General features: G+C 29.4%; 29 protein-coding genes and 1 pseudogene. 7 read left to right on the plus strand and 23 right to left on the minus strand.

The window, feature by feature from the left end:
* The 5 genes from ACTT9C_RS05400 to ACTT9C_RS05420 all read right to left on the minus strand — a co-directional run bounded on the left by ACTT9C_RS05400 (position 1) and on the right by ACTT9C_RS05420 (position 5,307).
* Complete coding sequence (locus ACTT9C_RS05400; protein WP_440923474.1) at positions 1-789, minus strand: glutamine amidotransferase-related protein; 789 nt, start codon at positions 787-789, stop codon at positions 1-3.
* Positions 790-1,953, minus strand: coding sequence for an iron-containing alcohol dehydrogenase (locus tag ACTT9C_RS05405; protein WP_440923475.1), 1,164 nt, complete (start codon positions 1,951-1,953; stop codon positions 790-792). It abuts the gene before it with no gap.
* A 6-nt stretch (positions 1,954-1,959) separates the two neighbouring features.
* Positions 1,960-2,958 carry an MBL fold metallo-hydrolase gene (locus ACTT9C_RS05410; RefSeq protein WP_440923476.1) on the minus strand — a complete coding sequence of 333 codons (999 nt, stop codon included), beginning with the start codon at positions 2,956-2,958 and terminating at the stop codon, positions 1,960-1,962.
* A gap of 93 nt (positions 2,959-3,051) precedes the next feature.
* Complete coding sequence (locus tag ACTT9C_RS05415) at positions 3,052-3,681, minus strand: hypothetical protein (protein ID WP_440923477.1); 630 nt, start codon at positions 3,679-3,681, stop codon at positions 3,052-3,054.
* Between the two features lie 192 nt (positions 3,682-3,873).
* Entirely contained in the window at positions 3,874-5,307 is a 1,434-nt protein-coding gene (locus ACTT9C_RS05420; protein WP_440923478.1) for a helix-turn-helix domain-containing protein, read from the minus strand.
* 111 nt (positions 5,308-5,418) lie between these two features.
* Between ACTT9C_RS05420 and ACTT9C_RS05425 the strand changes: the two genes are divergently transcribed.
* The gene (locus ACTT9C_RS05425) at positions 5,419-5,580 is read left to right on the plus strand and encodes a hypothetical protein (protein ID WP_440923479.1); all 162 of its coding nucleotides are present in this window, start codon (positions 5,419-5,421) and stop codon (positions 5,578-5,580) included.
* A 53-nt stretch (positions 5,581-5,633) separates the two neighbouring features.
* Positions 5,634-6,908 carry an isocitrate lyase gene (gene aceA, locus ACTT9C_RS05430; protein ID WP_440923480.1) on the plus strand — a complete coding sequence of 425 codons (1,275 nt, stop codon included), beginning with the start codon at positions 5,634-5,636 and terminating at the stop codon, positions 6,906-6,908.
* 51 nt (positions 6,909-6,959) lie between these two features.
* Here the strand turns inward: aceA and ACTT9C_RS05435 are convergent, their stop codons facing one another.
* The 5 genes from ACTT9C_RS05435 to ACTT9C_RS05455 all read right to left on the minus strand — a co-directional run bounded on the left by ACTT9C_RS05435 (position 6,960) and on the right by ACTT9C_RS05455 (position 11,201).
* The gene (locus ACTT9C_RS05435) at positions 6,960-7,727 is read right to left on the minus strand and encodes an ABC transporter permease (protein ID WP_440923481.1); all 768 of its coding nucleotides are present in this window, start codon (positions 7,725-7,727) and stop codon (positions 6,960-6,962) included.
* Complete coding sequence (locus ACTT9C_RS05440) at positions 7,717-8,652, minus strand: ABC transporter ATP-binding protein (RefSeq protein WP_440923482.1); 936 nt, start codon at positions 8,650-8,652, stop codon at positions 7,717-7,719. The genes ACTT9C_RS05435 and ACTT9C_RS05440 overlap by 11 nt, the downstream gene beginning before the upstream one ends.
* 37 nt (positions 8,653-8,689) lie before the next feature.
* Positions 8,690-10,141 (minus strand): sodium:solute symporter family transporter, encoded by a 1,452-nt coding sequence (locus ACTT9C_RS05445; RefSeq protein ID WP_440923483.1) that lies wholly within the window; start codon positions 10,139-10,141, stop codon positions 8,690-8,692.
* A 127-nt stretch (positions 10,142-10,268) separates the two neighbouring features.
* Positions 10,269-10,448: a hypothetical protein gene (locus ACTT9C_RS05450; protein WP_440923484.1), complete on the minus strand. Its 180-nt coding sequence runs from the start codon at positions 10,446-10,448 to the stop codon at positions 10,269-10,271.
* A gap of 354 nt (positions 10,449-10,802) precedes the next feature.
* Entirely contained in the window at positions 10,803-11,201 is a 399-nt protein-coding gene (locus ACTT9C_RS05455; protein WP_440923485.1) for a cytochrome c, read from the minus strand.
* A gap of 63 nt (positions 11,202-11,264) precedes the next feature.
* Between ACTT9C_RS05455 and ACTT9C_RS05460 the strand changes: the two genes are divergently transcribed.
* Positions 11,265-11,792, plus strand: a complete 528-nt coding sequence (locus tag ACTT9C_RS05460) for a cytochrome b (protein ID WP_440923486.1) — start codon at positions 11,265-11,267, stop codon at positions 11,790-11,792.
* On the opposite strand, the gene ACTT9C_RS05465 is transcribed toward ACTT9C_RS05460, so the two are convergent.
* Positions 11,787-12,497, minus strand: coding sequence for a class I SAM-dependent methyltransferase (locus ACTT9C_RS05465; protein ID WP_440923487.1), 711 nt, complete (start codon positions 12,495-12,497; stop codon positions 11,787-11,789). The genes ACTT9C_RS05460 and ACTT9C_RS05465 overlap by 6 nt on opposite strands.
* Positions 12,478-12,915: a DUF4396 domain-containing protein gene (locus tag ACTT9C_RS05470; RefSeq protein ID WP_440923488.1), complete on the minus strand. Its 438-nt coding sequence runs from the start codon at positions 12,913-12,915 to the stop codon at positions 12,478-12,480. The genes ACTT9C_RS05465 and ACTT9C_RS05470 overlap by 20 nt, the downstream gene beginning before the upstream one ends.
* Before the next feature lie 22 nt (positions 12,916-12,937).
* Here ACTT9C_RS05470 and ACTT9C_RS05475 point away from each other — a divergent pair.
* Positions 12,938-13,612 (plus strand): annotated as a pseudogene (locus tag ACTT9C_RS05475) (MBL fold metallo-hydrolase); the annotation flags it as partial.
* Between the two features lie 8 nt (positions 13,613-13,620).
* On the opposite strand, the gene ACTT9C_RS05480 reads toward ACTT9C_RS05475, so the two are convergent.
* From ACTT9C_RS05480 to folE, 10 genes are all read right to left on the minus strand, one after another.
* On the minus strand, positions 13,621-14,010 hold the full coding sequence (locus ACTT9C_RS05480; protein WP_440923489.1) for a TlpA family protein disulfide reductase: 390 nt from the start codon (positions 14,008-14,010) through the stop codon (positions 13,621-13,623).
* A 6-nt stretch (positions 14,011-14,016) separates the two neighbouring features.
* On the minus strand, positions 14,017-14,331 hold the full coding sequence (locus tag ACTT9C_RS05485) for an AzlD domain-containing protein (RefSeq protein ID WP_440923490.1): 315 nt from the start codon (positions 14,329-14,331) through the stop codon (positions 14,017-14,019).
* The gene (locus tag ACTT9C_RS05490; RefSeq protein ID WP_440923491.1) at positions 14,324-15,016 is read right to left on the minus strand and encodes an AzlC family ABC transporter permease; all 693 of its coding nucleotides are present in this window, start codon (positions 15,014-15,016) and stop codon (positions 14,324-14,326) included. Before ACTT9C_RS05490 ends, ACTT9C_RS05485 begins: the two co-directional genes overlap by 8 nt.
* A 15-nt stretch (positions 15,017-15,031) precedes the next feature.
* Entirely contained in the window at positions 15,032-16,090 is a 1,059-nt protein-coding gene (locus ACTT9C_RS05495; protein WP_440923492.1) for an ABC transporter ATP-binding protein, read from the minus strand.
* Positions 16,083-17,708, minus strand: coding sequence for an ABC transporter permease (locus ACTT9C_RS05500; RefSeq protein ID WP_440923493.1), 1,626 nt, complete (start codon positions 17,706-17,708; stop codon positions 16,083-16,085). The genes ACTT9C_RS05495 and ACTT9C_RS05500 overlap by 8 nt, the downstream gene beginning before the upstream one ends.
* A 118-nt stretch (positions 17,709-17,826) precedes the next feature.
* Positions 17,827-18,009, minus strand: coding sequence for a hypothetical protein (locus tag ACTT9C_RS05505; protein ID WP_440923494.1), 183 nt, complete (start codon positions 18,007-18,009; stop codon positions 17,827-17,829).
* Positions 18,000-19,028 carry an extracellular solute-binding protein gene (locus tag ACTT9C_RS05510; protein WP_440923495.1) on the minus strand — a complete coding sequence of 343 codons (1,029 nt, stop codon included), beginning with the start codon at positions 19,026-19,028 and terminating at the stop codon, positions 18,000-18,002. Before ACTT9C_RS05510 ends, ACTT9C_RS05505 begins: the two co-directional genes overlap by 10 nt.
* A gap of 106 nt (positions 19,029-19,134) precedes the next feature.
* Complete coding sequence (locus ACTT9C_RS05515) at positions 19,135-20,025, minus strand: LysR family transcriptional regulator (RefSeq protein ID WP_440923496.1); 891 nt, start codon at positions 20,023-20,025, stop codon at positions 19,135-19,137.
* Positions 20,025-21,026, minus strand: coding sequence for an MDR family oxidoreductase (locus tag ACTT9C_RS05520; protein WP_440923497.1), 1,002 nt, complete (start codon positions 21,024-21,026; stop codon positions 20,025-20,027). The genes ACTT9C_RS05515 and ACTT9C_RS05520 overlap by 1 nt, the downstream gene beginning before the upstream one ends.
* 2 nt (positions 21,027-21,028) lie before the next feature.
* The gene (gene folE / locus ACTT9C_RS05525) at positions 21,029-21,643 is read right to left on the minus strand and encodes a GTP cyclohydrolase I FolE (RefSeq protein ID WP_440923498.1); all 615 of its coding nucleotides are present in this window, start codon (positions 21,641-21,643) and stop codon (positions 21,029-21,031) included.
* Between the two features lie 76 nt (positions 21,644-21,719).
* On the opposite strand from folE, the gene hisI reads away from it, so the two are divergent.
* From hisI to ACTT9C_RS05540, 3 genes are read left to right on the plus strand one after another with little or no spacing between them, the layout of a single operon-like run.
* Entirely contained in the window at positions 21,720-22,187 is a 468-nt protein-coding gene (hisI, locus tag ACTT9C_RS05530) for a phosphoribosyl-AMP cyclohydrolase (protein WP_440923499.1), read from the plus strand.
* Positions 22,188-22,191: 4 nt separating this feature from the next.
* Positions 22,192-22,830, plus strand: a complete 639-nt coding sequence (locus ACTT9C_RS05535; protein WP_440923500.1) for a putative 2OG-Fe(II) oxygenase — start codon at positions 22,192-22,194, stop codon at positions 22,828-22,830.
* Positions 22,820-23,197, plus strand: coding sequence for a DUF2237 family protein (locus ACTT9C_RS05540; RefSeq protein WP_440923501.1), 378 nt, complete (start codon positions 22,820-22,822; stop codon positions 23,195-23,197). The genes ACTT9C_RS05535 and ACTT9C_RS05540 overlap by 11 nt, the downstream gene beginning before the upstream one ends.
* Positions 23,198-23,380: 183 nt before the next feature.
* Here ACTT9C_RS05540 and ACTT9C_RS05545 read toward each other — a convergent pair whose 3' ends face one another.
* Positions 23,381-25,000, minus strand: coding sequence for an electron transfer flavoprotein-ubiquinone oxidoreductase (locus tag ACTT9C_RS05545; protein ID WP_440923502.1), 1,620 nt, complete (start codon positions 24,998-25,000; stop codon positions 23,381-23,383).
* Between the last annotated feature and the right edge of the window lie 5 nt (positions 25,001-25,005).

The raw sequence follows: 25,005 nt of genomic DNA on the forward strand, positions 1-25,005 counted from the left end.
TCAATTTATACTATCCATCCAATTTTTTAACTCAATCATTCTTTGAGACTTATTTGACACAGCAATTTCTTTTTTTATAAATAATATGTGATTTTTAATTTCTCTCTCATCTCTAAATACTTTTCTTGTTTGAATTAATCTGTCTTTCCTAAACTCAATTAAGCTTATCATTTTCTCATAAGTAATTTCAGGATGATACTGTAACCCATAAATTTTCGATTTTCCAACTGTGAAATATGAACTTTGTACTTTATTAATTTTATTTGATGCTAAACAAATTCCGTTTGTTGGTAATTTTACTACCTCATCAAAATTAAACGCTGGAGAATTAAAATTATTATTCTTATTCCTATAAATAGAATTATTTAATCCTTCATTATTAATTATAATCTCATTTGCTATTCCTATATGAGATTTTTCTGCTTTTTTTACCTCTCCTCCAGCAGCAGTTACTGCAACTTGCATTCCCCAACAAATCGCTAAAATATTTTTAACTTGTTTTTGGCATTCTCTCATAAATTCAATTTGTCTTTTTATCTCTGGTGTATTGTTATAGATGTTCAAACTACTTCCACCCCAAATTAATCCATCATATTTTGGAAGTTTATTTTTAACCTTATCTAAATTTTGATCCGAGGATGGATTAATAACATCAAAATGATAATTATTATTAAATACATTTAGACTATCTTTTAAACTCTCAGTATGTGTTTGAATGCCTACTTTTAAAAAATTTTGGTTTTCCTCTTTTAAATTTCCTTCAACTATTAAAATATTAAGATTTTTCATTTAAAACAAATTGCCAGACATGCTGTGTTGATACATTATTTTCATGTCTTCAATGCTCAATTTTTTTGGATTACCATTCGTTGATGGATCCTCTAAAGCCATTTTTGATAAACGATCAATTTGTAAATCTTTTTCATTTATGACACTTGATAATTTATGTGGAATTTCAAATTTTTCTCTTAAATCTAAAATCCATTTTAGAAAACCGTCAAAAGATTTATCTTTTAATTCAAGGTATTCTGAGATCTTTGCGACTTTACTCTCAATCACATCTCTGTTGAAAGTTAAAACATACGGCATGAAAATTGCGTTTGAGAGACCATGATGAAGGTTATTTAGAGCATTTACTGGATGGCTCAAAGAATGAATTGCACCTAAGCCTTTTTGAAATGCGGTTGAACCCATACTTGCAGCAGTAAGCATGTTCATTCTGGCTTCAAGGTTAGATCCATTTTTATATGCCTCTGGTAACCATTTAAAAATTAATTTCATACCTTCTAAAGCTATTCCATCAGCCATTGGATGATACCCTGGGGCACAAAATGCTTCTAAATTATGAGCTAACGCATCCATACCTGTTGCAGCTGTCATTTTTTTAGGTAAATCTTTTGTTAAAACTGGGTCTAAAATAACTATGGATGGTAAAAATTTTGGATGAAATATAATTTTCTTAACTCCTAGCTCTTCATTCAAAATAACAGATGCTCTCCCTGTTTCAGAACCAGTTCCAGCTGTAGTGGGCACTGCTATAATAGGAGCAACCTTATTTGTGTCAGCCTTGGTCCAATTATCACTAACATCCTCAAAGTCCCACAGTGATAAAGTTTGACCTACCATAAATGCAATTGCTTTTCCCACATCAAGACCACTTCCACCACCAAAAGCAATCACACCATCACAATTTTTTTCTTTATAATGTTTTACTCCATCACCTACATTTTTACCTGTTGGATTACCAATCACATCATGAAATAATTCAGCTGATAAATTATTACCTTTTAAATGTGATAAGGTATCTTTTACAATATTTGATTGTCTAAGTCCTTTGTCAGTCACCAATAAAGGTTTTTTTATATCTAAATTTTTACAAGCTAAGCTTAAATCTTTAATTCTATTTTCACCTACCCACATGGAAGTAGGATAATTCCAATTAAATTTTTCCATAAGTTTTTAGTTTATAATATCTGATATTTTTGAAATTTGACCAATCTTAAAAATAAGTGCATCCTCTTTATTAAACCCATATTTTTCAGCATTATCTTTAAATCTTATTGGTGGTTCCATAATTGGTTCTAATGATAATACAAATGTTCCCCAGTGCATCCCCAATACCTTTTTACTTTTCAAATCTCTGCCAATTTTAAGGGCCTCTTCTGGATTGGTATGATAAATAGATTTATCTTTATAAGGCATAATTGGATAAAAATTATATGCACCAATATTAATTATAGTTAAATCAATTGGTCCGTGTTCATTTCCTAAATCCTTATAAATATTTCCATATCCTGTATCGCAGGCAAATAATATTTTTTTTCCATTATATTCGATTAAAAAACTTCCCCACAAAGTTTTGTTGGTGTCTGTTAAACTTCTTTTTGACCAATGAACAGCTGGAAGAAAAGTAACTTTTAAATTTTTATTAATATTAATTTCATCATACCAATCCATCTCATTGATGTCTCTATAGCCATTAGTTTTAAAATATTTGCTAAGTTTTAGTGGAACTAAAACTTTGGAGTCCTTGAAAGGAAATCTTCTTATTGTCATCATGTCTTGATGATCATAATGATTATGGGTGAGTAAAAATAAATCTATGTTAGGTATCTCGCTTAATTTTAATGCTGGTTCAGTAAATCTTTTCGGTCCAAATATTAGTGGACCTGCATTTTTCGAAAAAACTGGATCAGTAATAATAGTAGTATCTCCTAATTTAATAATAAACGTGGCATGACCAATCCAAGCAATATAATCACTATCTTTATATTTTTCTAAGTTTCTCAATACTTCGTTTTTTTCTAAAACGTGCCCTTCGGAAATCGTCATATCAAGTTTCTTTTTCTCTTGATTAAAAATTTTATACGACCATTTTACATTTGGATCTCTTTTTGGTGAGCCTTCGGGATTCCTAAAAGTGCCGTCAGGGAGATGATGATAAGGTTTTTTTTCCATAGCAAATGTCAAATTGTTTAAACTTAAAACCAAAATTAGAAAATATAAAAAATTTATCATATATATTTTTATTTTATATGAATTTAAAATTTTTTATTCTTTTATAATCTCATACTCGAAATTTTGAGTAGTTTCATTAACCTGTAAAAGTTTCGCACCATTTTTGCTATGAAATTTTGTTGCCATTTCAGTTAGAGGAGAGAGCGTAACTAATCTATTTAAATGGTTAGATTTTTTAATCTTTTTGTAAACTTCCTTAACAATCAATTTTCCACCGCCTTTTTTTTTAGACCAAACTGTATAAGCAATGGCAATTTGGCCAACATTTTGACCTCTATGAGTGCTCTGTAAATGAGCATCTTGACTGAACTTGTCTAGTTCTTCAACATTCCTGGGTATTTCATTAGTATAGGCAAAACACATCACAGCATGAATTTCTTTTTTATATTTCACGCCATAAATTTTTCTTCCATAATTTCTTCTAAAAGAAACATCTAATTCAGGTCTAACTGGGTCTTCAGAGGTATTACAATCTTTTAGCTCTACTAATTCTGCACCTTTAACCCAACCAAAAAAATTATCAATATTTTTATTAATAATTTGTTTGTTTTTTCGGATCCTTGCTTTTATTCTTGGTTTAAATTTTTTTGAGTTTTTTAAATTATTATTATCTAAATACTTCTCTGCTAGTTTATTTCTTACATTTTTAAAAATTTCTTTCATTTTCTAATTTTTCTTAAATTTTAATTAAAAATATAGTAAAGCAAAAATTACCCCTAAAATTATTACTATAATCGTAGCAACAATATAGTTTATTTTAATATTAAATTTTTTATAAATTGTTTCATTTATTTTTTCCCAGAATAGAACTACCAAAAATATAGCAACTGCAGGTATGATAAATTTAATCATCGACTATGTGTTTTTGTCTCCAACGTAAACTGAGACACCTCTTGAATTAATATCAACATCAAATTTCTTGTGTAATGGAGGGAACGCCCTTTGTGAACAGTCTAATCTATCACACGTTCTACATGACACACCTATTGGTATTTCTGTAGACTTATCATTAATGTTTAAATTCTCCGAGTAGATGAATTCTTTTGCATATTTTGCTTCACATCCCAATCCGATAGACAAAATACTTTTTGATTGTCCAAATCTTCCAATCCCTTTTTCAACTGTTCTAGCAATACATACATACTTTTCACCATTAGACATTTTACTAACAGCAGCTTGAATTATACCAGGTCTTGTCAAAGCTGAATAAACGTTCCAACGCGGACAAGCACCACCATATCTTGGAATTTCTATTCCTGATAAGGAAAATCTTTTTGATATATTCCCAGCCATATCCACTCTTAAAAAATGAAAAGGTATCCCTGGTAATTTTGGATCTTGTAAACACGTTACTCTATGAGCTACCTGTTCAAAAGACGTAGCAAAAGTATTTTGTAATAACTCTAAATCATACTTAAGTTTTTTACATTCTGTATGAAAAAGTTTATAAGGCATTAAAATAGCAGCACCGCAGTAATTTAATAAAGCAATTTTTGTTAATTTTTTAGACTCATCAGATGGAAAAGTAAATTTTGACAAATATTCTTCGATTTCTTTATCAGCACCCTCTTGGGCAATTTGAGCAGCTGCATGAAGTTTTTTTGTTTCTAAAGAGCTGTAATCACTCAATAGTAGTTCTTTTTTATTTTTTTTGTAGAGCTTTGAAAAAGGTTTATTTTCCTCAGGAATAACATCTTTTACTTTTATGTCGTATTCTGATTTTAAATAGTCACAAAGAGCAATATATCTAGTCCTATTATTTTTTTGAACTTTCTCAAAAACATTATTTGCAAAATCTTCTAATTTTGGAAAATAGTTTTTATTTTCTTGTAAAAAATCTGAAATAACTTCACCAGGAAATGAATTCTTTCTATTATCGACAATTTTACCAGATATTGTTTCAATTTTGTTAATCATTTCATGATCCTTTTTTTTTAAAATATCCCCTAGTCTAACGATGGCTCTGCCAATTTTTGGATTAGTACCAACTAAATCTTTTACTTCTGGACCTAGAATATCTAAATCTTCGAACAATTTATCATCTAGTATTTCTGATAAAGTATTTTCTAAATTTATATCTGACTTTGAGGTTAATTGAGAAAGTTCAATATTCAATTTTTCACAAATTTTTAAAAGTAAATCTCCATCTATTTTTCTTTTTCCACCTTCAATAAGATTTAGATAACTAGGAGATATATTTAAATCCTCAGCCAATTTATTCGCTTGAAGCCCTAGCTGTCTCCTAAAAGCCTTGATTTTTGGTCCTATTTTTAGATTAAATTGACTCATATTTTCTATTTGTAAATTTTGTAAATTTATTTTTACAAGATTTTTCTTTAGTTTACAACAGTTTTATACTTTTTGATAGATTTTGTAAATTTTGTAAATTATAAAATTTACATGGACGAAAAATTAAAAAACAACGAAAATGAGGCTCAAATTATAAGACATGAGGACCTTGCAAGACATAATAGCAGAGGTATCTACATGAGAGATGATCATTGTGATTGGGGTTCAAGTGGAATGAAAGATTTGGTTGAGACACTTAACGACTCAAACTAATTTTCAAACTCTAAAATTCATTTTCAATTACTTGAACATTGCAAAGGTCAATTATGAGCGCAGAAAAGATTTCTTATGATTTAAAAAGATTTGCAGGAATTAAAAGAGATTATACTCCTGAAGAAGTTGAAAGACTTAGAGGCTCAATTAAAATTGAATATTCAATTTGTAAACAACAATCAACAAAACTTTGGAAATTATTAAATACAGAAAATTATGTTAATACTCTAGGATCTTTGTCAGGTAATCATGCGGTTCAACATGCAAAAGCTGGTTTGAAAGCAATTTATTTAAGTGGTTGGCAAGTAGCAGCTGATGCTAATAGTGCTGGAGAAATGTATCCTGATCAATCTTTATATCCTTATGATAGTGCTCCGAAATTAGTAGAATCTATGAATAACGCCTTAATTAGAGCTGATCAGATTCAGCACATGGAATTAAAAGATGGTGATATGAAAAAAGAGAAGAGAATTGATTACATGCTTCCAATCATTGCTGATGGAGAAGCCGGTTTTGGTGGACCTTTAAATGTATTTGAACTTGCAAAAAAATTTATTAAAGCAGGTGCTGCTGGTGTTCATTTTGAAGATCAATTAGCAAGTGAAAAAAAATGTGGACATATGGGAGGTAAAGTTTTGGTTCCAACTGGTACCATGATAAAAAATTTAAAAGCCGCTAGATTGGCAGCCGATATAGCAGATGTGCCGCTAATTATTTTAGCTAGAACAGACGCAAACGCTGCAAAATTAATTACAAATGATTACGATGAAAATGACAAACCTTTCTTAACAGGTGAAAGGTCTCCAGAAGGTTTCTATTATGTAAAAGCTGGAATTGAACAAGCTATATCAAGAGGCCTTGCTTATGCACCTTACTCAGATTTAATTTGGTGTGAAACGGCTACGCCAAATCTTGAGGAAGCAAAAAAATTCGCAGATGCAATTCATGAAAAATTTCCAGGAAAACTTTTAGCGTATAATTGTTCTCCATCATTTAATTGGAAAAAACATCTATCTGATGATGAGATAGCATCGTTTCAACAAAAAATTAGTCAAATGGGTTATAAATTTCAATTTATTACTTTAGCAGGATTTCATACACAAAATATTGCAATTTTTGAGCTAGCTGAAAAATATAAGAAAGAAGGTATGACGGCATACTCAAGAATTCAACAACAAGAATTTGCTCGTGAAAAAGATGGATATACTAGTGTTAAACATCAACGTGAAGTTGGTACATCTTATTTTGATGCTGTATCCAATACAATAAGTAGTGGAAAAAGTTCTACCACGGCAATGGCAGGTTCAACAGAGTCTGAACAATTCTAATAAAACTATCCTTCTTAATTAGAGTTATTAACTGGCCCAGAAATGGGTCAGTTAAGATTTGATTTTATAACCTTTTTTAAGAAGAACTGTAACTACTGTTATACAAATGGATAAAAATAAAAACATAGTTCCAATACTTATCCATATATTGAAATCAGAAACTCCATAAAAAGAAAATCTTAAACCATTTATTAAGTAAACAACTGGATTAAAATAAGTCACAGTTTGCCAAAATGATGGCAGCATATCTAATGAATATAAACTCCCACCTAAAAATACCATCGGTGTCACAAACAAAGTTGGAATTATAGACATTTGCTCAAAATCTGAGCTCATTAAACCTATTAAAAAACCAAATAAAGCAAAAGTAAATGCTACCAAAATTAATAAAAATATCATCAGCAATGGATATTTGACTTGGACATCGACGAAAAATAATGAAGTGATAAATATTATTATACTTACTATAAGTGTTTTTGTTGCACCAGCTCCTACAAAAGCAAGTACGACCTCTAATGTTGAAATTGGGGCAGCTAAAATTTCGTAAATTGTTCCGTTAAATTTGGGAAAGAAAATTCCAAAAGAAGTGTTACTGATTGATTGAGTTAATAAAGTAAGCATCAATAGACCTGGCACGATGTATGATCCGTAGCTTATTCCATCAATTTTTTCCACATACCCTCCAATTACTGAACCAAAAACTATGAAATATAGCGAAGTTGTTAATACTGGAGACAATACAGATTGAGTTAAAGTTCTTCTAAAACGATCCATTTCATGAAGATAAATTGCTCTAAACCCATAAAAATTAATTTTCATTTTTTTCCCTAACTAAGTTTACAAAAATTTTTTCCAAATTACTTTGTTCAGTTTTTAAATCTTTCAATTTTAGGCCTGCATCTTTTAAATCTTGTAATAAATTTGTAATTCCTGTCTGCTTTGTCTTAAGACTATAAGTATAATTCAAACTCATCAAGTCTGGTGCGAAAGATAAGTTGTATTTTTGAAGCGTTGTAGGTATTTGATTTATTTTTTCATGTAAATCGATTGTAAGTTTTTTATGGCCCATTTTTTTTAATAGTTCATTTGTTTCATCAACAATTACAATCTCTCCTTGATTTATAACTCCAACTCGATCAGCTATTGCTTCTGCTTCTTCGATATAATGAGTAGTTAAAATAATTGTAACACCAGTTTTTCTCAAATTTTCAACAACCTGCCACATTTCTTTTCTTAGTTCTACATCAACACCAGCTGTAGGCTCATCTAAAAATAAAATTGTTGGTTCATGAGATAAGGCTTTTGCTATTAAAACTCTTCTTTTCATTCCACCAGATAACTGCCGAAGTTTGAGATCTTTTTTATCCCATAAACTTAGTTGTTTTAAGACTTTCTCGATATGGTTTGGATCTGCTTTTTTCCCATATAGACCTCTTGAGTAAGAGACATTGTTAAAAACTGTCTCAAATTGCTCTAAAGTTAATTCCTGAGGAACTAAACCTATTCTTGATCGAGTTTCTCTGTAATTTTTTATGATATCATAATCATCTACAGTAACATTTCCTGAGGTTGGATTTACGATCCCACAAATAATACTTATCAAAGTAGTTTTACCTGCTCCATTAGGACCAAGCATTGCAAAAATTTCCCCTTTTCTAATTTTTAAATTTATGTTTTTTAAGGCATTAAAGCCATTGTCATAAACTTTAGATAGATTGTTTATTAAAATCTGATTATCCCGCATGGAAGCATTTATATAGTTATTAATTGATTTAATACAATCAACTTATATGAAGCTTTTTAGCTTTAATAATAAGCAAAGGCAGAAAGGTCGCTACAATAAAAGATAAAAAAAGCAAAGATTGTGACACTAAAGATGGAAATAAATCTTTTGGCATGAAAATTCCTACTAATAAACTTTTAGAGAAATCGGGTGAGGGAAACAGTAAAAATCCACCTATCAATCCAATCAAAATAGAAATATAAGCTAAATTTTCATTAATTGATTTATCATAAAAACTCAGAAAAACAGTTAATACAAAAGCACAACAAAACAGGTCTGCTAATAAAAAAAGATATAAAATATCAAATCCTTTTGATGCAATAATAAAAGAGATAAACGATAAAAATAAAATTATATATTTAGAAAAGTTTAAATAATTAGTTTTTTTACTCAAATTAAATACTGCTTTTCCATCTAAAATTACCAAACTCGAGATTGCATTAATTAATGTGTCCACAGTTGAAATTGTTAATGCCATCCCCAGTATAATTACAAATAAAGATAAAAAAATTGTTTGCTCTTTAAGTAACAATGAAAAAAATCCCAGATCTGGTCTAGTACTAGGGTCAATTGAGAAAGCTACCATTCCTGAAAAACCCATAAATAAAACAATAGGAATTATTATTAAAAAAGAAATAATTAAGCTTTTTTTTAAAGTTTGGTAATTTTTAGCTGCATACACACGTTGCCAATTACCTTGATGGAACAAATTAGTTGCAGCTACTGCTATAAAAAAAGTTAAGCCTGCAGTATAATTTGGAATGTAATTACTACTCAGAAGTTGAGGATTTTTTTTAATCACAAAATCAAAAGAAAATTTAGAACCTGTAAATGAAGTAATATATATAAACGAGATTATTAATAAAACTCCTATAACAATCATTTGAATATTATCAGTAAAAATTGAAGCCTTTAATCCACCATATAATGTATAAATTAGAGTGGACGAGAGAACTACTAAAGCTGTAATCCAAAATTCAGTACCAGATATATAATTAATCAAAACTGAAATTGCAGTTACCTCAGCGCACAAAAAAATGAACATATAAAATATGGTCATTAATAAAATTAACTTAAATAAACTTTTGGCAAATTTTCTTCTCATAAATTCTATTAAAGAAGATCCTTTGGGGAATTCATTCCTAATTTTTTTTCCTAAGTAAATTAAAAAAAATAGTGGAAATGCTGTTCCTAAAGAATAACCAATAACAGCTCCTATTCCTCCCCAGGTCGCAGCGGATGCAGGTCCAAATAAAATCCAAGCTCCTAATGCTGATGCTGTTAAACTGGTGGTTAATGAAAAGACACCAATATTCCTATTAGCAGTTAAATAATTATTTAACCCTTTGAATTTTTTAGTGTGATTAATTCCCAAAAAAGCAAATAACAAACTGATTGCAATTATTAAGATTAATGAAGTGGATTGATCTAAAAAAAAAGAATTATTCATTTATTTCCCTTTCTGAATTACCGGACAGGTTCTTAGGGTTTAATCTCAGTCTAAAAAGACACCCCTTAAAATATAATACTTTAATATTATTAAAAAAAAAGAGGAATAATGTTTAAAAATTAAATTTCTATTTTCTAAAACAGTTATTCACTAAAATTGCCATTAAAATCCACATCACAAATACCTCGCCATTTGTAAATGAATAATCAGCTCCAGCAAATCCAGCTATAAAATTTATTGCATAAATTATTACAGTTGAAATAACTAAACTAGTTACAAGATTTATAAGTCCGCTTAAGTAGTTCATAATTAATCTTAACTACAATTTGCTTGAATGCAAATCAAATTTCTATTTGAAGGGGAAGATTTTTTTGATGCTGGGATACTACAAAAGAGTCAGGTTGTATTCAAGAAATTAATTTTGATTTTTGTTAAATATATTCCTTGAATACAACCTATCTAAAATTTATCTTTTTTATACAAGGAGGTAGTTTTAATGAATCAAATGCCACCTGACACTTAGCTGGGTAGCTTTATATTTCATAAAAACATAAACGAAAAAAATAAAAGTCCATTAGGACTTAAATGCCAAAAAGGCGACTAAGGGGAGCTCTTTTGGTTGGAGAACGAAAGAGCGAACCCCTTCGTTTAATCTAAAAATTTAATGTGGTGCTCTAAACTTACTATGACAAGCTTTACAATTACTCCACATCATTTCTTTTAAGACAGCACTTACATCATCGGCATCTTCAAATAATGATGCTAATTTAATCATATCATCTGATGCTTTTTTCATTAAATTATTGAATTCTTTTTTATTTTCCCAAATAGATGGAAGAGCCTCAGTTTTAAAGCCTTCTTTTGTATTATCCGGAAAATATTCGATTAAAGTTTTATAATTTTCACTCATTTCTAACATTAAAGTTTTAGCTTTATCAAATTCTCCTTTACTAGCAAAAGTTTGAACCCTTTTTGCAGTACTATAATTCTTACTGAACAAAGCTTTTCTACCTTTTATAATCTCCTCTACTGACATTTCGGAATTTACTGGAGTCAACATCACGAAAAAAACTATAATGAAGAAAGTAATTTTTAATATATTTATGCTATATTTAAATGCCATATGGGATTAACAAACACTATAACAGAGTATGGAACTTTTTCCAAAATATTTCATTGGTTAAGCGCCGCGCTATTGATTGTTCAAATTCCACTAGGTTTTTACTTGGTTGACATGGATTTCAGTGAACTTAGATTAACAGTTGAAAGTCTACATGTAACGTTAGGCATAGGTATATTTTATCTGACTATATTAAGACTTATATATAAAACTTTAAATCCTACTCCGCCCTTGCAAAATAGTATTTTTACTGGGCAAAAATTAATAGCAAAATTAAATCATTATTTTTTATATATCTCAATTTTAACGATAACTATCTCAGGGGCTTTAAAAAAATTATATAATGGTGAGGAACTTGACATATTTTTTTTTAAACTTGAAATTAAAGACAATTTTGAGCTAGCAGATATATTTTATGAAATTCACATAATTGGAAACTTTACACTAATCGGATTGATAACATTACACATATCAGCTGTAATTATTCATAAATTATTTTTTAAAGAGAATTTACTCAAAAGAATTTTATAAAATAATACAAATTAATTTATCTTTAAATTTAAGTTTATTTTTATATTTTTGGTTAATTTCTTGTATTCCGCTATAAATTTGTTTTTCAGTTAAGGATATTAAAGTTGAAATATATCTATTTTTAATCATATCTAAATATTTTTTTTTATCTATCTTTACATTGTAAATAAATTTTTTTTTAATTCTACCTGGAAATATTTTTGTTATCAGCTTTAATATTTTCTTATCTCGTTCAAGAGATTTATTAAGTTTAATTTTCATTATTTTAAAAGTTGGAATTTCGTTTTTGCCAGTATCTAAAGTAAAAATTAAAATTTTACCTCCTGGATTTAATCTTTTTTTTAATTGGTGTAATATTTTTTTTATTTCTTTTAAATTGATTAAATGGATTGTTTGTTTAATCAAAATAAAATCAAATTTTTCTTTATTGATTTTAAAAAAATTTATCACATTAATTTTTCTAAATTTAATTCTTTTATCCTTGTCTTTATGACTAATTATATCTATTCCTAATGGTTTTTTTTTTAATCTTAATTTTGAACTCAAAGATCCTAAGATTTTACCTCTTCCACATCCAATATCTAAAATTTTTGACTTTGAATTAATATTCAGATTTTTAATTAAAAATTCATTAAACGAATTGATATAATTTTTCGATGAGAGCCAAGTTTTATTGTCCCAATTTTTAATGACAACTGATGCCATATTTTTTTAATCTCCAATAATTATATGGCCAAGGTGTTAAAAAACCAACGATAAGCATCAATGGTATGACCCACCACGTGAGTATCGCTCCACCAGTTAAAAAATAATCTGTTAAATTCATAGTTATTTCCATACTTATCATAGAAATAAAGCTCATACCTAAAGCTGTTTTTAAAGCTATTTTAAATGCTAAGTTTTGACGGATTAAAATAATCGTTTCAAGTATTATGCTTGTAATCAGTCCGTTGATTATTGCTAATATCATTATTGCTAAAACTGGGAACGGTATTTTGGTTAATTGAAAAAATAAAATTGTTCCAAAATCTCCAATTGAACATCCAAGCAAACACCATGCAGTATTTTTAGCACTTTGTTTCCATGTATGTGAGCAAGACCAATCAAATGTAGTGGATTTCATTCATATATGATAATATGTAGTTATGATTTTTAAACAACTATTTGATCAAAAATCTAGCACATACACATACTTAATTGCCTCATCTAAAGGAAGAGAAGCTTTGATAATTGATCCAGTTATAGAAAATGTAAGTGATTATATAATTTTATTGAAAGAATTAGATTTAAGATTAGTTAAAGTAATTGACACTCATATTCATGCTGATCATGTTACAGGTGCTTCAAAATTAAAAGATATTACTAAATGCTCCACAATAATGGGTGATCATACTCCGGCTAATGCTGTTGAAATTAAGGTAAAAGATGATGAATATATAAATTTAGAAAATTTAAAAATTAGAGCAATGTACACTCCAGGTCATACCTCTGATAGTTATAGTTTTTTGATGGATAATTATCTTTTTTCTGGTGATACATTGCTTATAAATGGAACAGGTCGAACAGATTTTCAGAATGGAAATTCGAAAGATGCATATAACTCAATTTTTAATAAACTACTTAAACTTCCTGATGAAACTTTTTTATACCCTGCTCACGATTATAAAGGTGAAAAAGTAAGCAGTATTGGTAAAGAAAAAAAACAAAATCCAAGACTTCAAGTAAATAGTGTAGATGAATATGTTGAGATGATGAGCAACTTAAACTTAAAAAAACCAGCTCAAATAGATTTTAACGTGAAAAGAAATATCAATTTAGGAAATTAACTTTAAATCGAAGCTTTTATAGCCTCGTATATTAAATTTTCGCTGGTTTCACCAATACTTCTGTAAACTTCTTTGTTTCCTTTAAATATTAAAAGTGTGGTTTGATACTGCACATTAAAAAAATTAGAAATTTCTTTATCTGTCACATCGAAGGCAAAATATTCAATATTGTCAAATTTAATATCAGATAACTCTCCATTTTTTTTTGCAGTGTTCAAAACTTTCATTTGACTTGCACAGGATGTGCAATACTTAATCCAAGAACTTACTATTACTATTTTTCCCTGTGATTGAGCTTTATCAAACAACTCTTTATTAAATGTTGTCTCTTTTTCTATTGAATAAACATTAGATGTAAAGAAAAGGAATAATAAAAATATAATTTTTTTCATATAATCTTATATCACAAATATCAAAAACCAATAAGAAGCTAATCCTGCAATAATTGTCGCAATTATATTTTTACTTATCAGTCCAATCAACATTGCAATTACTGCAGCCATAATTTTTGGATTATTTTCTAATTGAAAATCTCCTGTACTATCTAAAAAAATTGCAGGAAATATTATTGCTGGAAAAATTGCTGAAGGAACAAACGACAAAACTTCTCTAATTCTATCATTAAACATTTCTTTTTTTAATAATGCAATCATTGAAAATCTAGTTAAAAAAGTTATCAAACCACAGCTTATAATTAAAACCCAATTATTCATTTTTTTTAAAATTTGTTAAGATTGCTGCAACGATAAGTGCAGTTATACCAGCAACGATTACATATGCTTTATAGGGGATATAATTAAATCCAAATGTTGCTACTAGACCCGAAATAATAATTACAATTATATTTATAAATTTTCTAAGATCATTTACTAATAATGCCAAAAAAGTTAATGGCACTGCAAAACTTAAACCAAGTTTTTCAGGAATAAATGCTCCTAAAAAAATTCCTAAAAAAGTAGTTGATTGCCAAATAACCCAACAAGTAATACCACCACCAACTAAATGAAAATATCTATCTTTATCTTTATTTTTTTTTAAATATTCATTTGATCTTGCAAAAGCTTGATCAATTAAAAAATATGAAATTATTATTTTCCAAATAAGTTTCAAATCTGATAAATGCTCTGAAACAACGGCTCCGTACAAAAGATGTCTAGAATTAACTGCTCCAACTGAACTTATTATAACTAGAGAGGAGGCGCCTCCAGAAAATAGTTGAAGTAAAATAATTTGCGATGCTCCACCAAAAATTATTAATGACATTCCCATTGTCTCTATCGGGCTAAATCCTATATCAATTGAGAGAACTCCAAATATCAGACCGAAAGGAACAACTGGGATCATGAGAGGACTTACATCAAAAATCCCTTTAAAAAAAACTCTTGTTTTATTATTCATTTTAGAGAATTCTTATTAGAAGCAAACAATATGATCAATATGAATTGGTCTTTTGATACCAAATTTTTCATTCTCCTTATGTTGATGAATATGGTGTGAGTGAACAAAAACTGGGATTAACATTTTGGTACTTGATTTTAATGTATATATAAAACCTGCGCCTCTAAATTTTCTATCAACTATTTCTAATTGTAAGTTACTTTTGTCATCATGTTCAAGATCTTCAGGTTGAATTAATAGTTTTACCTTAGTACCAATAGGGAATGGTTTTATAAAGTTTCCAGTGATTGTGCCTAAATCAACATTATCAAGACTTTTTGGGCTTGTAACTTCTGCAGGAATGAGAATTCCTCTATTTAAGAAATTTACAACCTCAATTGAGTTTGGCAAATGATAAACATTATAAGGATCATCAAATTGTTTAAGTTCTTCATTTAATATTATTCCACATTTAGATCCTAGATAGAAAGCCTCGTATGAGTCGTGTGTTACAATTATTGTTGTGATTTTTGATTTTTTTAAAATTCTTTTAAGTTTTACTTGAATTTCTTCTTTGAAGCTCTGATCTACATTTGATAATGGTTCGTCAAGTAATAAAAGGTCGGGTTGAGTTATAAGAGATCTTGCTAGAGATGCTCTTTGTGATTCTCCAGCGCTGATTTCATGAGGAAATTTATTTAATATTAATGAAATATCTAATAAATCTATAATTTCCTTAAAACTCAGTTGTAAATTTTTTTTTCCTTTATTTCTCTCAGCACCTAATAATATGTTTTTTTTGACTGTATAATGAGGAAATAAACTATTTTCTTGAAAAGCAAGAGAAATATTTCTTTTTTCAGGTTCTACATGTTTTTTTTCTGATGATAATAAATTCCCTTTAAGTTCTATTGTGCCATTATTTGTTTTTTCAAGTCCAGCTATAGTTCTAAGTATAGTAGTTTTTCCAATTCCAGAAGGGCCTAGAAGACAAATTATATCACCTTCTTTTTCAATTGTAAAAGATACGTTTCTAACTTTAACTTTACCTCCAACACTAAAATCAACATTTTTTACTTCAAAAAAATTACTCATTGTTTTCTCTTAAAATATATTTTGAGCTTATTATAATGAATATAGATGCGATTAAAATTAAAAATAATGAAGGTACTGCTGCAGCCTCTAATAAATCTTCTGAAGCAGAAATATATGCTGTAGTCGCAAAAGTCTCAAAATTAAAAGGTCTTAAAATAAGAGTAATCGGTAATTCTCTAATAATCTCTAAGGAAATTAAGATCACTATAAATAAAAGTGAATTTCTTAAAAAAGGAACATGAATGTTAAAAAATGTTTTTCTTTTTGAGTAACCAAGTAAATATGCACTTTCATCAACTGAAATATTAATTTTCTCATAACCAGATTTTATTCCATTAAATGCTAAAGAATAAAATCTTATAAAATAAACCAATATTAGACCTAAAATAGATCCTATAAAAACTTTCTTTATCGACTCAAATCCTAAAGATTTAATTATGCTATTATCAAACCATGCAATAAAAGTTATAAATGCAATTGCTAAAATTACTCCTGGAATTGCATATCCTGAAATAGATAAGGTTGACAAGAAATTCAAAATTCTATTATTAGAAACTCTGTTCCCATAATTAGAAATTAGAGAAAATAAGATTAAAATAAAACTAGATAAGACAACTAAGCAAATTGTATTGATTAAAAGCTCTATAATTTTTAGATCAAATAAATTCTCTGGAAATTTAATTGTCCAATACATCATTTGACTTAATGGAAATAAAAAACTTAAAAAGAACAATAAAAAGCAAAAAGAAAATGCAAATAATGATTTTCCACTAGAGAGTTTGATTTTTTCTTTTTGTTTAAATCCTCCTTTAGAGTTAAAGTGATATTTGGCGTTTTTTCTAGAAAAGTTTTCAAGAATAAAGAGTACAAAAATGAATAACAAAAGAAAAAAAGATATTCGATTTGCAAATGCTAGATCATCAAACGCTATCCATGAGTTATAAATTCCAGTTGTAAGAGTGTTTATTGAAAAAAAATCAACTGCTCCGAATTCTGCTAAAGTTTCCATTGAAACTAATGATAAACCAGCGATAATTGCAGGCCGAGCAGCTGGTAGTATTATTTTATATAAAGATTTAAACTTTGAGAAACCTAAATTCTTTCCTAGATCAATTAAATTTTGTGATTGATATAAAAACGAAGCTCTCGCTAATATATACACGTAAGCGAACAACGAGAAAGATATTGATAATATTGCACCAAACATCCCATCAAATTTAGGAATACTTTGATTGTAATTTGCATTTCCAAAAAGATTTTTTAGAATTGAATACGCCGTACCATAATTTTCAAAAAAAGCAGTCAATGAATAAGCGTAAATATAAGGTGGTACTGCAAAAGATAATATTAATGACCATTTAAAAAAGTTACAAAATGGAAATTCATAAAAAGATACTATATATGCGGATCCCGTGCCTAATAAAAATGTTAGAATAAGAACACAAAATAATAAAATTGCTGAATTTAAAATATATTCAATTAAAAAAGTTTTTTTTAAAAGTTCGTAATAACCTGAAGTATCATCAAAGAAACTTGTAAACACAGTCACAATTGGTATGATTACAAACATAGATACCAAAAATGATGAAACAAACCAAATATTTAAAAATCTAAACATTATTGGTTTTTTATATATTAAAACGTTTTTTTGAAAAAGAATTTACTTGGTGCAAAAAGCTATTAAAAGTTAGTGTCCACCATAAATCCCCATCTATGATGGACACCGGAAAGAAAAATTAGAAATTAAAAACTTTAAGGAGATGCGGAACTTCCTTAGGTTCAATTTCCTCTAGTTTTCTTTTATTTATTCTTTGGTTGATTTTTTTACACTCCATAATACATGGGGAACATGCTTTGGAAGATTTATTTAAATCAACTTCTGAAATAAATTTTTTTTCTTGTTTCACGTTTACTTCCATCCAGCGGCAGTCATTACTTCTACTGCTGCAGCTTGATTTTTTCCATAAGAAGCTAACTTAGTTTTCATATCTTGTTTGAAATCTAAACCTAAGTTATTTACTACTAGTGGACTTGGTGAAACACCATCAATCATTGGGAACTCAAAAGTATTATTTGTAAAATGCTCTTGAGATTCTGGAGTTAATAAAAACTCTACAAGTTTGACGGCATTAGCTTTGTTAGGTGCACCTTTTACTAAAGCAGCACAACTTACATTCATATGCGTTCCTCTATCGTTTTGATTAGGGAAGAAAGCTTTAACTTTCTTAGCAGCTGCTTGTTGTTCTGCACCTTTTTTACCTGACAACATAAGTGCTAGGTAATAAGTATTTGCTACTGCAATATCAGCTTCTCCTGCTGCTACTGCCATGATTTGAGCTCTATCATTACCCGTAGGTGTTCTTGCCATGTTTGCAACAACTCCTTCAGCCCACTCTGCTGTAGCTTTTTTTCCATTGTTTTTAATCAATGATGCTACAAGAGATTTATTATAAATGTTGCTAGATTTTCTTATTACCAATCTGCCTTTCCATTTAGGATCAGCTAAACCTTCATAAGTCATTCCAGATAATTCAGCACCAGAAACTCTTTCCGGTGAATAATAAATTATTCTAGCTCTTTTTGCTATTCCAACCCACTTACTTGTTCTAAAGCTTTTTGGAACAGCGTCTTTAATTGCTGCAGATGTTAAACCACCTTGAAGTGCACCTTTTGCATCCATAGCTCCACATCTTCCAGCATCAGCTGTTATGTATAAGTCAGCGGAAGAGTCAGCACCTTCGCTCAAGATTCTTTTTTCTAAAGCACCTGATTTTCCATTTATCAAATTGACCTTAATACCAGTCATATTTGTAAACTTGGAATAAAGCTCACCGTCTGCTTTATAATGTCTTGCATTAAAAACGTTCACCTCATTTGCAACAGCGATAGCTGATACAAATAAAGAAGCAATTAATGCTAATATAGATATTTTTTTCATTAATTTCCTCGTTATTAGTTTATTTGAGAATGATTATTATTCTCAGTGAAAATGAGAACTATTCTCATTGAGAATGATTATCAATCGCAAAGATGTCGCAGGCTAACTAAGACTTCCAGTCGCCTATTTTGCTGAATAAAAAGTTCCTAAAAGCCTGAACTCTGGCTGTGTTTTTTAAAGATTGTGGATAAACGAAGTGTGCCTCTGTGATTGGTCCTTCAGATTTAGGTAAAACTTTAATAATATTAGTCGAATTGCTTACTAAATATTCAGGCAGTGCTGCTAAACCTACTCCAGACTCCACTGCTAGTAAAAGTCCCATAACACTGTTTACCTTCATTATAGGTTTTCTTTTTTTTCCGTCATGCATCCCTAACTTTAATGCCCACTCTGGATTATAAACTGGTGAAGGTGCTCCTTTGCCAAATGATATGAATTTGTGTTTATTTAAGTCACTCACATTTTTTGGCATACCGTATTTTTCTAAATATTTGTTAGACCCATAAATATAATATTTTAGATCTATAAGCTTTTTTTGAATATAATTTAATTGTTTAGGTCTTCTCATAAAAATACCAATATCTGCTTGTCTTGTACTTAAGTCCAACTCCTTATCCTCAAAAATCAACTCAATTTCAACCTCGGGATTTAACCGCATAAATTCCTCAATTCTAGGTGTTAACCAATGAGTTCCGAAACTTCTAACTGTTGTAATTGTCAATTTTCCTGTTGGTTTATTTTTTTGATCTCCTAGTGAAGTTTCCACTTCTTTGAGTTTACTTATAACTTCGTGTGCAGTCTTAAATACATACTCTCCATTTTCGGTGAGCGTAAGACCTCTTGCGTGTCTTTCAAATAATTGAACTTTTAAGTCTTGTTCCAAAGATTGAATTTGTCTACTTATCGCAGATTGACTAAGATTTAGATTTATAGTTGCGTTAGTAAAACTTCCTGCTTCTGCAACTGCATGAAAAATTTTAAGTTTATCCCAGTCCATTATTTATTTAAATCAACTAAAACTCTTCCAGAAATTTCACCCTTTAATATTTTAGGATAAGTTTCAATTAACTCCTCCAAGCTAACAGTTTGAATAGATTTTTCTATTAAGCTGAAATCGATTAATTTTGCAGCCTCTCCCCAAATAAATTCTCTTCTTTTGATGCTACAATTAGCTGAGTCCATTCCCCAAAGTTTTATTCCTCGTAACATAAAAGGAATTACATTAGTATTTAATTCATTTGTGCTTGCATTACCACATACTGCAATAATCCCATTTGAATTGGTTTGGACAATTGCATTAGCTAAAATTTTACCACCAACTGTATCTACCACTCCATCCCATAAACCTTTATCTATAAGTTTTGGATCTTTATCAAATTCAGCACGATTTATAACACTTTTAGCACCTAATGATTTTAAGTAATCCGCTTTAGAATCTTTGCCAGAGACCGCACTAACATTGTATCCCATCTTATTTAATATCATTACCGCAATACTTCCAACTCCACCAGTTGCACCTGTAACTAAGACATCATTTACTTTTGCACCAAGTAATATTTCTTCTCGAGCTTTTATTGCAAATGCTGCCATTAAAGATGTAAAACCCGCAGTTCCCAAGATCATTGCCTGTTTAGTTGTTAAATCACTTGGTTTCTTTACTAAGAAATCACCATTCACTTTTGCTATTTGAGAATATCCACCATAAAAAATTTCCCCAACTCTAAAACCAGTTAAAATTACTTCATCTCCTGACTTAAATTTTGAATTTTCACTTTCTATAACAGTTCCAGAAAAATCTATGCCTGGGATATGAGGGAACTCTTTTACTAACCTACCACCATTTTTTAAAATCATTCCATCTTTAAAATTAAGATCCGAATAATCAACTTTGATAGTTACATCACCATGTTTTAAAAAACTTTTGTCTAATGATTTTACTTCTCTTGTAAAGTTGTCACCTTCTTGATTTAAAACTAATGCTTTAAATTGGTCTGACACTTTTAATCTTTTGAATTGCTTATTAACCTTAAATATCTATTTTGATAACTTAAATCTTCTTTGAATTGACCTAAATAATAATTTGTGACTGTTGTAGCTTGTTCCTTTTTAATACCTCTCATAGTCATACATTGATGAGTTGAGTCTATTGTGACTGCTACTCCTTTAGCATCTAGAGATTGCATTAGTGTATTCGCAATCTGCATAGTTAATCTTTCTTGGGTTTGTAATCTTTTAGAAAAAACCTCTACTACTCTTGCTAATTTACTTAATCCAACAACTCTCTCATTAGGTATGTAAGCCACATGAGCTTTACCAATTATTGGTGCCATATGATGTTCGCAATGACTTTGAACAGAAATATTTTTTTGAATGACCATGTCATCATACCCATCCACATCGCCAAAAGTTTTATCTAAAACTTGAATGGGATCTTCCTTATAACCTTTAAAATACTCTTTAAATGCTTTAACAACTCTTTTTGGAGTTTCTAATAATCCTTCTCTATTAGGATCTTCACCCATCCACGACAAAATAGTTTTAAAAGCCTCTTCTGCTTCTTTGTCAGAAATTTTCTTCGAATTTTGATTATTATCAATGTCCTTAACTAACTTCATCGAGGGGTTTATACATATAAATGCGCATTTTTAAAATATTTAATATATCTCCATATGTGCTACATAATCACCAAATATGTTCAAAAAAAGAGAAAATGTGGTTGAAATTGAAGAGGGAAATCTCCTTTCACCCAAATTTGATAATGATGGTTTAATACCTGTCGTTACAATGTGCTCTCAAACAAAAGAAATTTTAATGCATGGTTATATGAACGTTGAAGCATTAAAAAAAACAATTGAAACAAAAGAAGCTCACTACTATAGCAGATCAAGGAAAACTATTTGGCATAAAGGTAAAACCAGTGGTTTTATTCAGAAAGTAACTGAAATCAAAATTGATGATGACCAAGACTCAGTTTGGCTTACTGTTGATATTGGAAACGGAGCTAGTTGTCACGTCGGTTATAGATCTTGTTTTTATAGATCTATACCACTTGGGCCAATTGAAAATGGTAGAGAAGTTAAGATGAAATTCACTGAAAAAGAAAAAAAATTTGACCCAGAAAGAGTTTATAAAGGTCAACCCAACCCAACAAAGATTTAATTAGATGGAGATTAAATATCAAAATTTAAGAGTATTAGGTCCGGCAATATTAAAAGTCAAAATACCAGATGAAATATTAAATAAATTAAATGACTACATTGATAAAATAATCAATGATGACTCAAAATTAAAAAAATTAAATTATGGTGAGGCGCTTGTAGGTGATGTAACTCAGGAATTTTTATTAGAAGTAGAATTTGTTAAATCATCGGGTTGGTTAGAATTTTTGGGAAATTCTTGTAAGATTTATACGGAATTAAATGAAGGAAAAAAAATATCAAAATTTAATTTATTAAAAACTTGGGTTGTTAGACAATTTCAAAATGAATATAATCCGACTCATTGGCATGGTGGTCATATTTCTGGAGCTGGATTTCTTAAAGTTCCTCAATCATTAGGACAAAGTACTCAGCAAAAAAAATCAAAAAAATATAGAGGTGGAAACTTACAACTAATACACGGAGCAAGAATGTTTACTTGTCCTTCAACATTTAATATTACTCCAGAAGTTGGTGATTTTTATTTATTTCCTAATTATTTAATGCATACGGTCTTTCCATTCAAAGGTACTGAGGAGGAAAGACGTTCTATCTCATTTAATGCTTCAATTGATGAGGATATATATAATGTATATGGAAAATAAAATTCAAAAAAATGTCCTTGGAGAAAATTTAGAATTATGTTCCAAAAATCCTCTTACTGGTTGGTATAGAGATGGTTGTTGTAATACTGATGAAAATGATCATGGGTTACATACTGTTTGTGCAAAAGTTACAACAGAATTTTTGGAATGGTGTAAAGAAGCTGGAAATGATTTAATCACACCTCATCCAGAGTTTGGATTTCCAGGTTTAAAAGATGGAGACGGCTGGTGTGTTTGCGCAACTTGGTATGCAAGAGCAGTAGAGGCTGGAAAAGGTTGCCCAATTTTTTTGAAACGAACTCATGAAAATACATTGAAAGTTTTACCAATCGAAACACTTAAAAAATTTGCAATAGATCTTTCATAAGATAAATTTGGATCATGGGTGAAGATATTTTATCAGTTATATATCTTTTATTAGTGATTACACTGGTCTTCCCAGGTTTTTATTATGCAAATAAAAATAAAAAAGTTTTTTTGAAAAATCTTATTATCTGGCTAGGTATTATTGGAATAGTAATAATTTTTGCTAATTTTCTAAGATAGCTAATTACATATTTCCATACTTTGGTCCACCACCTCCTTCTGGAGTGACCCAAACTATATTTTGAGAAGGTTCTTTAATATCGCAAGTTTTACAATGAATACAGTTCTGAGCGTTAATAACAAATTTGTTTATATCATTTTCTTTTTGAACCTCATAAACTCCTGCTGGACAATATCTTTGTGCTGGTTCGTCATATTTCTCAAGAGTATATTTTATAGGTAAATCTTTATCTTTGAGCTGTAAATGCACTGGCTGATTATCCTCATGATTAGTCCCAGTCAAATAAACTGAGCTTGTTTTATCAAAAGTAATCACATTGTCAGGTTTAGGATAATTAATTTTTGGCATTTTATCTGCAGGTTTTAAAGTTTCATGATCGGAATGCTTATGTTTTAATGTAAATGGAAGTTTTCCTCTAAATAGAATTTGATCAATTCCTGTAAAAATTATACCTAAAATTAAACCCCAATTAAAACTAGGTTTTACATTTCTTGCTTGATACAGTTCTTTATGTAACCAGCTTTTTTTAAATAATTCCTCATATAATGATAAATCTTTTTTAGACTGAATATGTTCATTGATAGCCTCTGCAGCTAAAATTCCACTTTTCATTGCAGTGTGAGATCCTTTTATTTTTGGCATATTTAAAGTTCCCGCGTCACATCCAATAAGTAATGCACCTGGCATAAACATTTTTGGTAAACTTTGAATACCCCCTTCAATTAAAGCTCTAGCGCCATAAGAAATTCTTTTTCCACCTTCTATAATTTTTTTTATAGATGGATGTGTTTTGAATCTTTGAAACTCATCAAAAGGAGAAAGATGAGGATTTTGATAATCTAAACCTATTACATATCCTAGAAAAACTTGTTTGTTTTCAGCATGATAAATAAAACTCCCACCATAAGTGTTATTATCTAAAGGCCATCCGGCAGTATGCATCACCAATCCCTCTTCATGATTTTTTTCATCTATTTCCCAGATTTCTTTAAATCCAATTCCATATTGTTGAGGATCTTTGTCTTTATTCAGATTAAATTTTTTAATCAATTGTTTTCCTAAATGACCACGACAACCTTCAGCAAAAACTGTGACCTTGCCTATAAGTTCAATACCTGGTTCAAAACTATCTTTTTTATTTCCTTGTTTGTCTACACCCATGTCCTGAGTGGCCACACCTTTAACAGAGCCATCGTCATTAAATAAAATCTCACTAGCTGGAAATCCTGGAAATATTTCTACACCGAGTGTTTCTGCTTGCTCAGCAAGCCATCTACATAAATTTGCAAGACTTATAATATAATTTTTATGATTTTTTTGAACAGCAGGTAACAACCACGTGGGCCAACTTAAAGATTTTGTTTTTCCTAAAAATAAAAATTTTTCCTTAGTGACTTTTGTTTTTATAGGTGGATTTAAATTTTTCCAATTCGGAATTAATTCGTCCAGTGCTCTAGTTTCAAAAACATTTCCACTTAATATATGGGCACCTATCTCAGATGCTTTCTCTAAAACACAAATATTTAAATTTGAATTTAATTGTTTTAATTTAATAGCAGTTGTTAATCCTGATGGTCCTCCACCAACAATTACAACATCGTATTCCATTGACTCTCTGGACATAACAA

Origin of the sequence: Candidatus Pelagibacter sp. (assembly GCF_052049575.1) — a bacterium.
Taxonomy (GTDB): Bacteria; Pseudomonadota; Alphaproteobacteria; order Pelagibacterales; family Pelagibacteraceae; genus Pelagibacter.

Bases quoted from the DNA above. Each gene is read 5' to 3' on its own strand.
- ACTT9C_RS05450 (WP_440923484.1), bottom strand. From the start codon at position 10,448: ATGAACTACTTAAGCGGACTTATAAATCTTGTAACTAGTTTAGTTATT.
- ACTT9C_RS05405 (WP_440923475.1), bottom strand. From the start codon at position 1,953: ATGGAAAAATTTAATTGGAATTATCCTACTTCCATGTGGGTAGGTGAA.
- ACTT9C_RS05485 (WP_440923490.1), bottom strand. From the start codon at position 14,331: ATGAATAATTGGGTTTTAATTATAAGCTGTGGTTTGATAACTTTTTTA.
- ACTT9C_RS05410 (WP_440923476.1), bottom strand. From the start codon at position 2,958: ATGGAAAAAAAACCTTATCATCATCTCCCTGACGGCACTTTTAGGAAT.
- ACTT9C_RS05465 (WP_440923487.1), bottom strand. From the start codon at position 12,497: ATGGCATCAGTTGTCATTAAAAATTGGGACAATAAAACTTGGCTCTCA.
- hisI (WP_440923499.1), top strand. From the start codon at position 21,720: ATGTTCAAAAAAAGAGAAAATGTGGTTGAAATTGAAGAGGGAAATCTC.
- ACTT9C_RS05415 (WP_440923477.1), bottom strand. From the start codon at position 3,681: ATGAAAGAAATTTTTAAAAATGTAAGAAATAAACTAGCAGAGAAGTAT.
- ACTT9C_RS05500 (WP_440923493.1), bottom strand. From the start codon at position 17,708: ATGTTTAGATTTTTAAATATTTGGTTTGTTTCATCATTTTTGGTATCT.
- ACTT9C_RS05480 (WP_440923489.1), bottom strand. From the start codon at position 14,010: ATGAAAAAAATTATATTTTTATTATTCCTTTTCTTTACATCTAATGTT.
- ACTT9C_RS05540 (WP_440923501.1), top strand. From the start codon at position 22,820: ATGGAAAATAAAATTCAAAAAAATGTCCTTGGAGAAAATTTAGAATTA.
- ACTT9C_RS05445 (WP_440923483.1), bottom strand. From the start codon at position 10,141: ATGAATAATTCTTTTTTTTTAGATCAATCCACTTCATTAATCTTAATA.
- ACTT9C_RS05455 (WP_440923485.1), bottom strand. From the start codon at position 11,201: ATGTTGACTCCAGTAAATTCCGAAATGTCAGTAGAGGAGATTATAAAA.
- ACTT9C_RS05505 (WP_440923494.1), bottom strand. From the start codon at position 18,009: ATGGAAGTAAACGTGAAACAAGAAAAAAAATTTATTTCAGAAGTTGAT.
- ACTT9C_RS05515 (WP_440923496.1), bottom strand. From the start codon at position 20,025: ATGGACTGGGATAAACTTAAAATTTTTCATGCAGTTGCAGAAGCAGGA.
- ACTT9C_RS05440 (WP_440923482.1), bottom strand. From the start codon at position 8,652: ATGCGGGATAATCAGATTTTAATAAACAATCTATCTAAAGTTTATGAC.
- ACTT9C_RS05495 (WP_440923492.1), bottom strand. From the start codon at position 16,090: ATGAGTAATTTTTTTGAAGTAAAAAATGTTGATTTTAGTGTTGGAGGT.
- ACTT9C_RS05490 (WP_440923491.1), bottom strand. From the start codon at position 15,016: ATGAATAATAAAACAAGAGTTTTTTTTAAAGGGATTTTTGATGTAAGT.
- ACTT9C_RS05510 (WP_440923495.1), bottom strand. From the start codon at position 19,028: ATGAAAAAAATATCTATATTAGCATTAATTGCTTCTTTATTTGTATCA.
- ACTT9C_RS05400 (WP_440923474.1), bottom strand. From the start codon at position 789: ATGAAAAATCTTAATATTTTAATAGTTGAAGGAAATTTAAAAGAGGAA.
- aceA (WP_440923480.1), top strand. From the start codon at position 5,634: ATGAGCGCAGAAAAGATTTCTTATGATTTAAAAAGATTTGCAGGAATT.
- folE (WP_440923498.1), bottom strand. From the start codon at position 21,643: ATGAAGTTAGTTAAGGACATTGATAATAATCAAAATTCGAAGAAAATT.
- ACTT9C_RS05460 (WP_440923486.1), top strand. From the start codon at position 11,265: ATGGGATTAACAAACACTATAACAGAGTATGGAACTTTTTCCAAAATA.
- ACTT9C_RS05470 (WP_440923488.1), bottom strand. From the start codon at position 12,915: ATGAAATCCACTACATTTGATTGGTCTTGCTCACATACATGGAAACAA.
- ACTT9C_RS05420 (WP_440923478.1), bottom strand. From the start codon at position 5,307: ATGAGTCAATTTAATCTAAAAATAGGACCAAAAATCAAGGCTTTTAGG.
- ACTT9C_RS05535 (WP_440923500.1), top strand. From the start codon at position 22,192: ATGGAGATTAAATATCAAAATTTAAGAGTATTAGGTCCGGCAATATTA.
- ACTT9C_RS05425 (WP_440923479.1), top strand. From the start codon at position 5,419: ATGGACGAAAAATTAAAAAACAACGAAAATGAGGCTCAAATTATAAGA.
- ACTT9C_RS05545 (WP_440923502.1), bottom strand. From the start codon at position 25,000: ATGTCCAGAGAGTCAATGGAATACGATGTTGTAATTGTTGGTGGAGGA.
- ACTT9C_RS05435 (WP_440923481.1), bottom strand. From the start codon at position 7,727: ATGAAAATTAATTTTTATGGGTTTAGAGCAATTTATCTTCATGAAATG.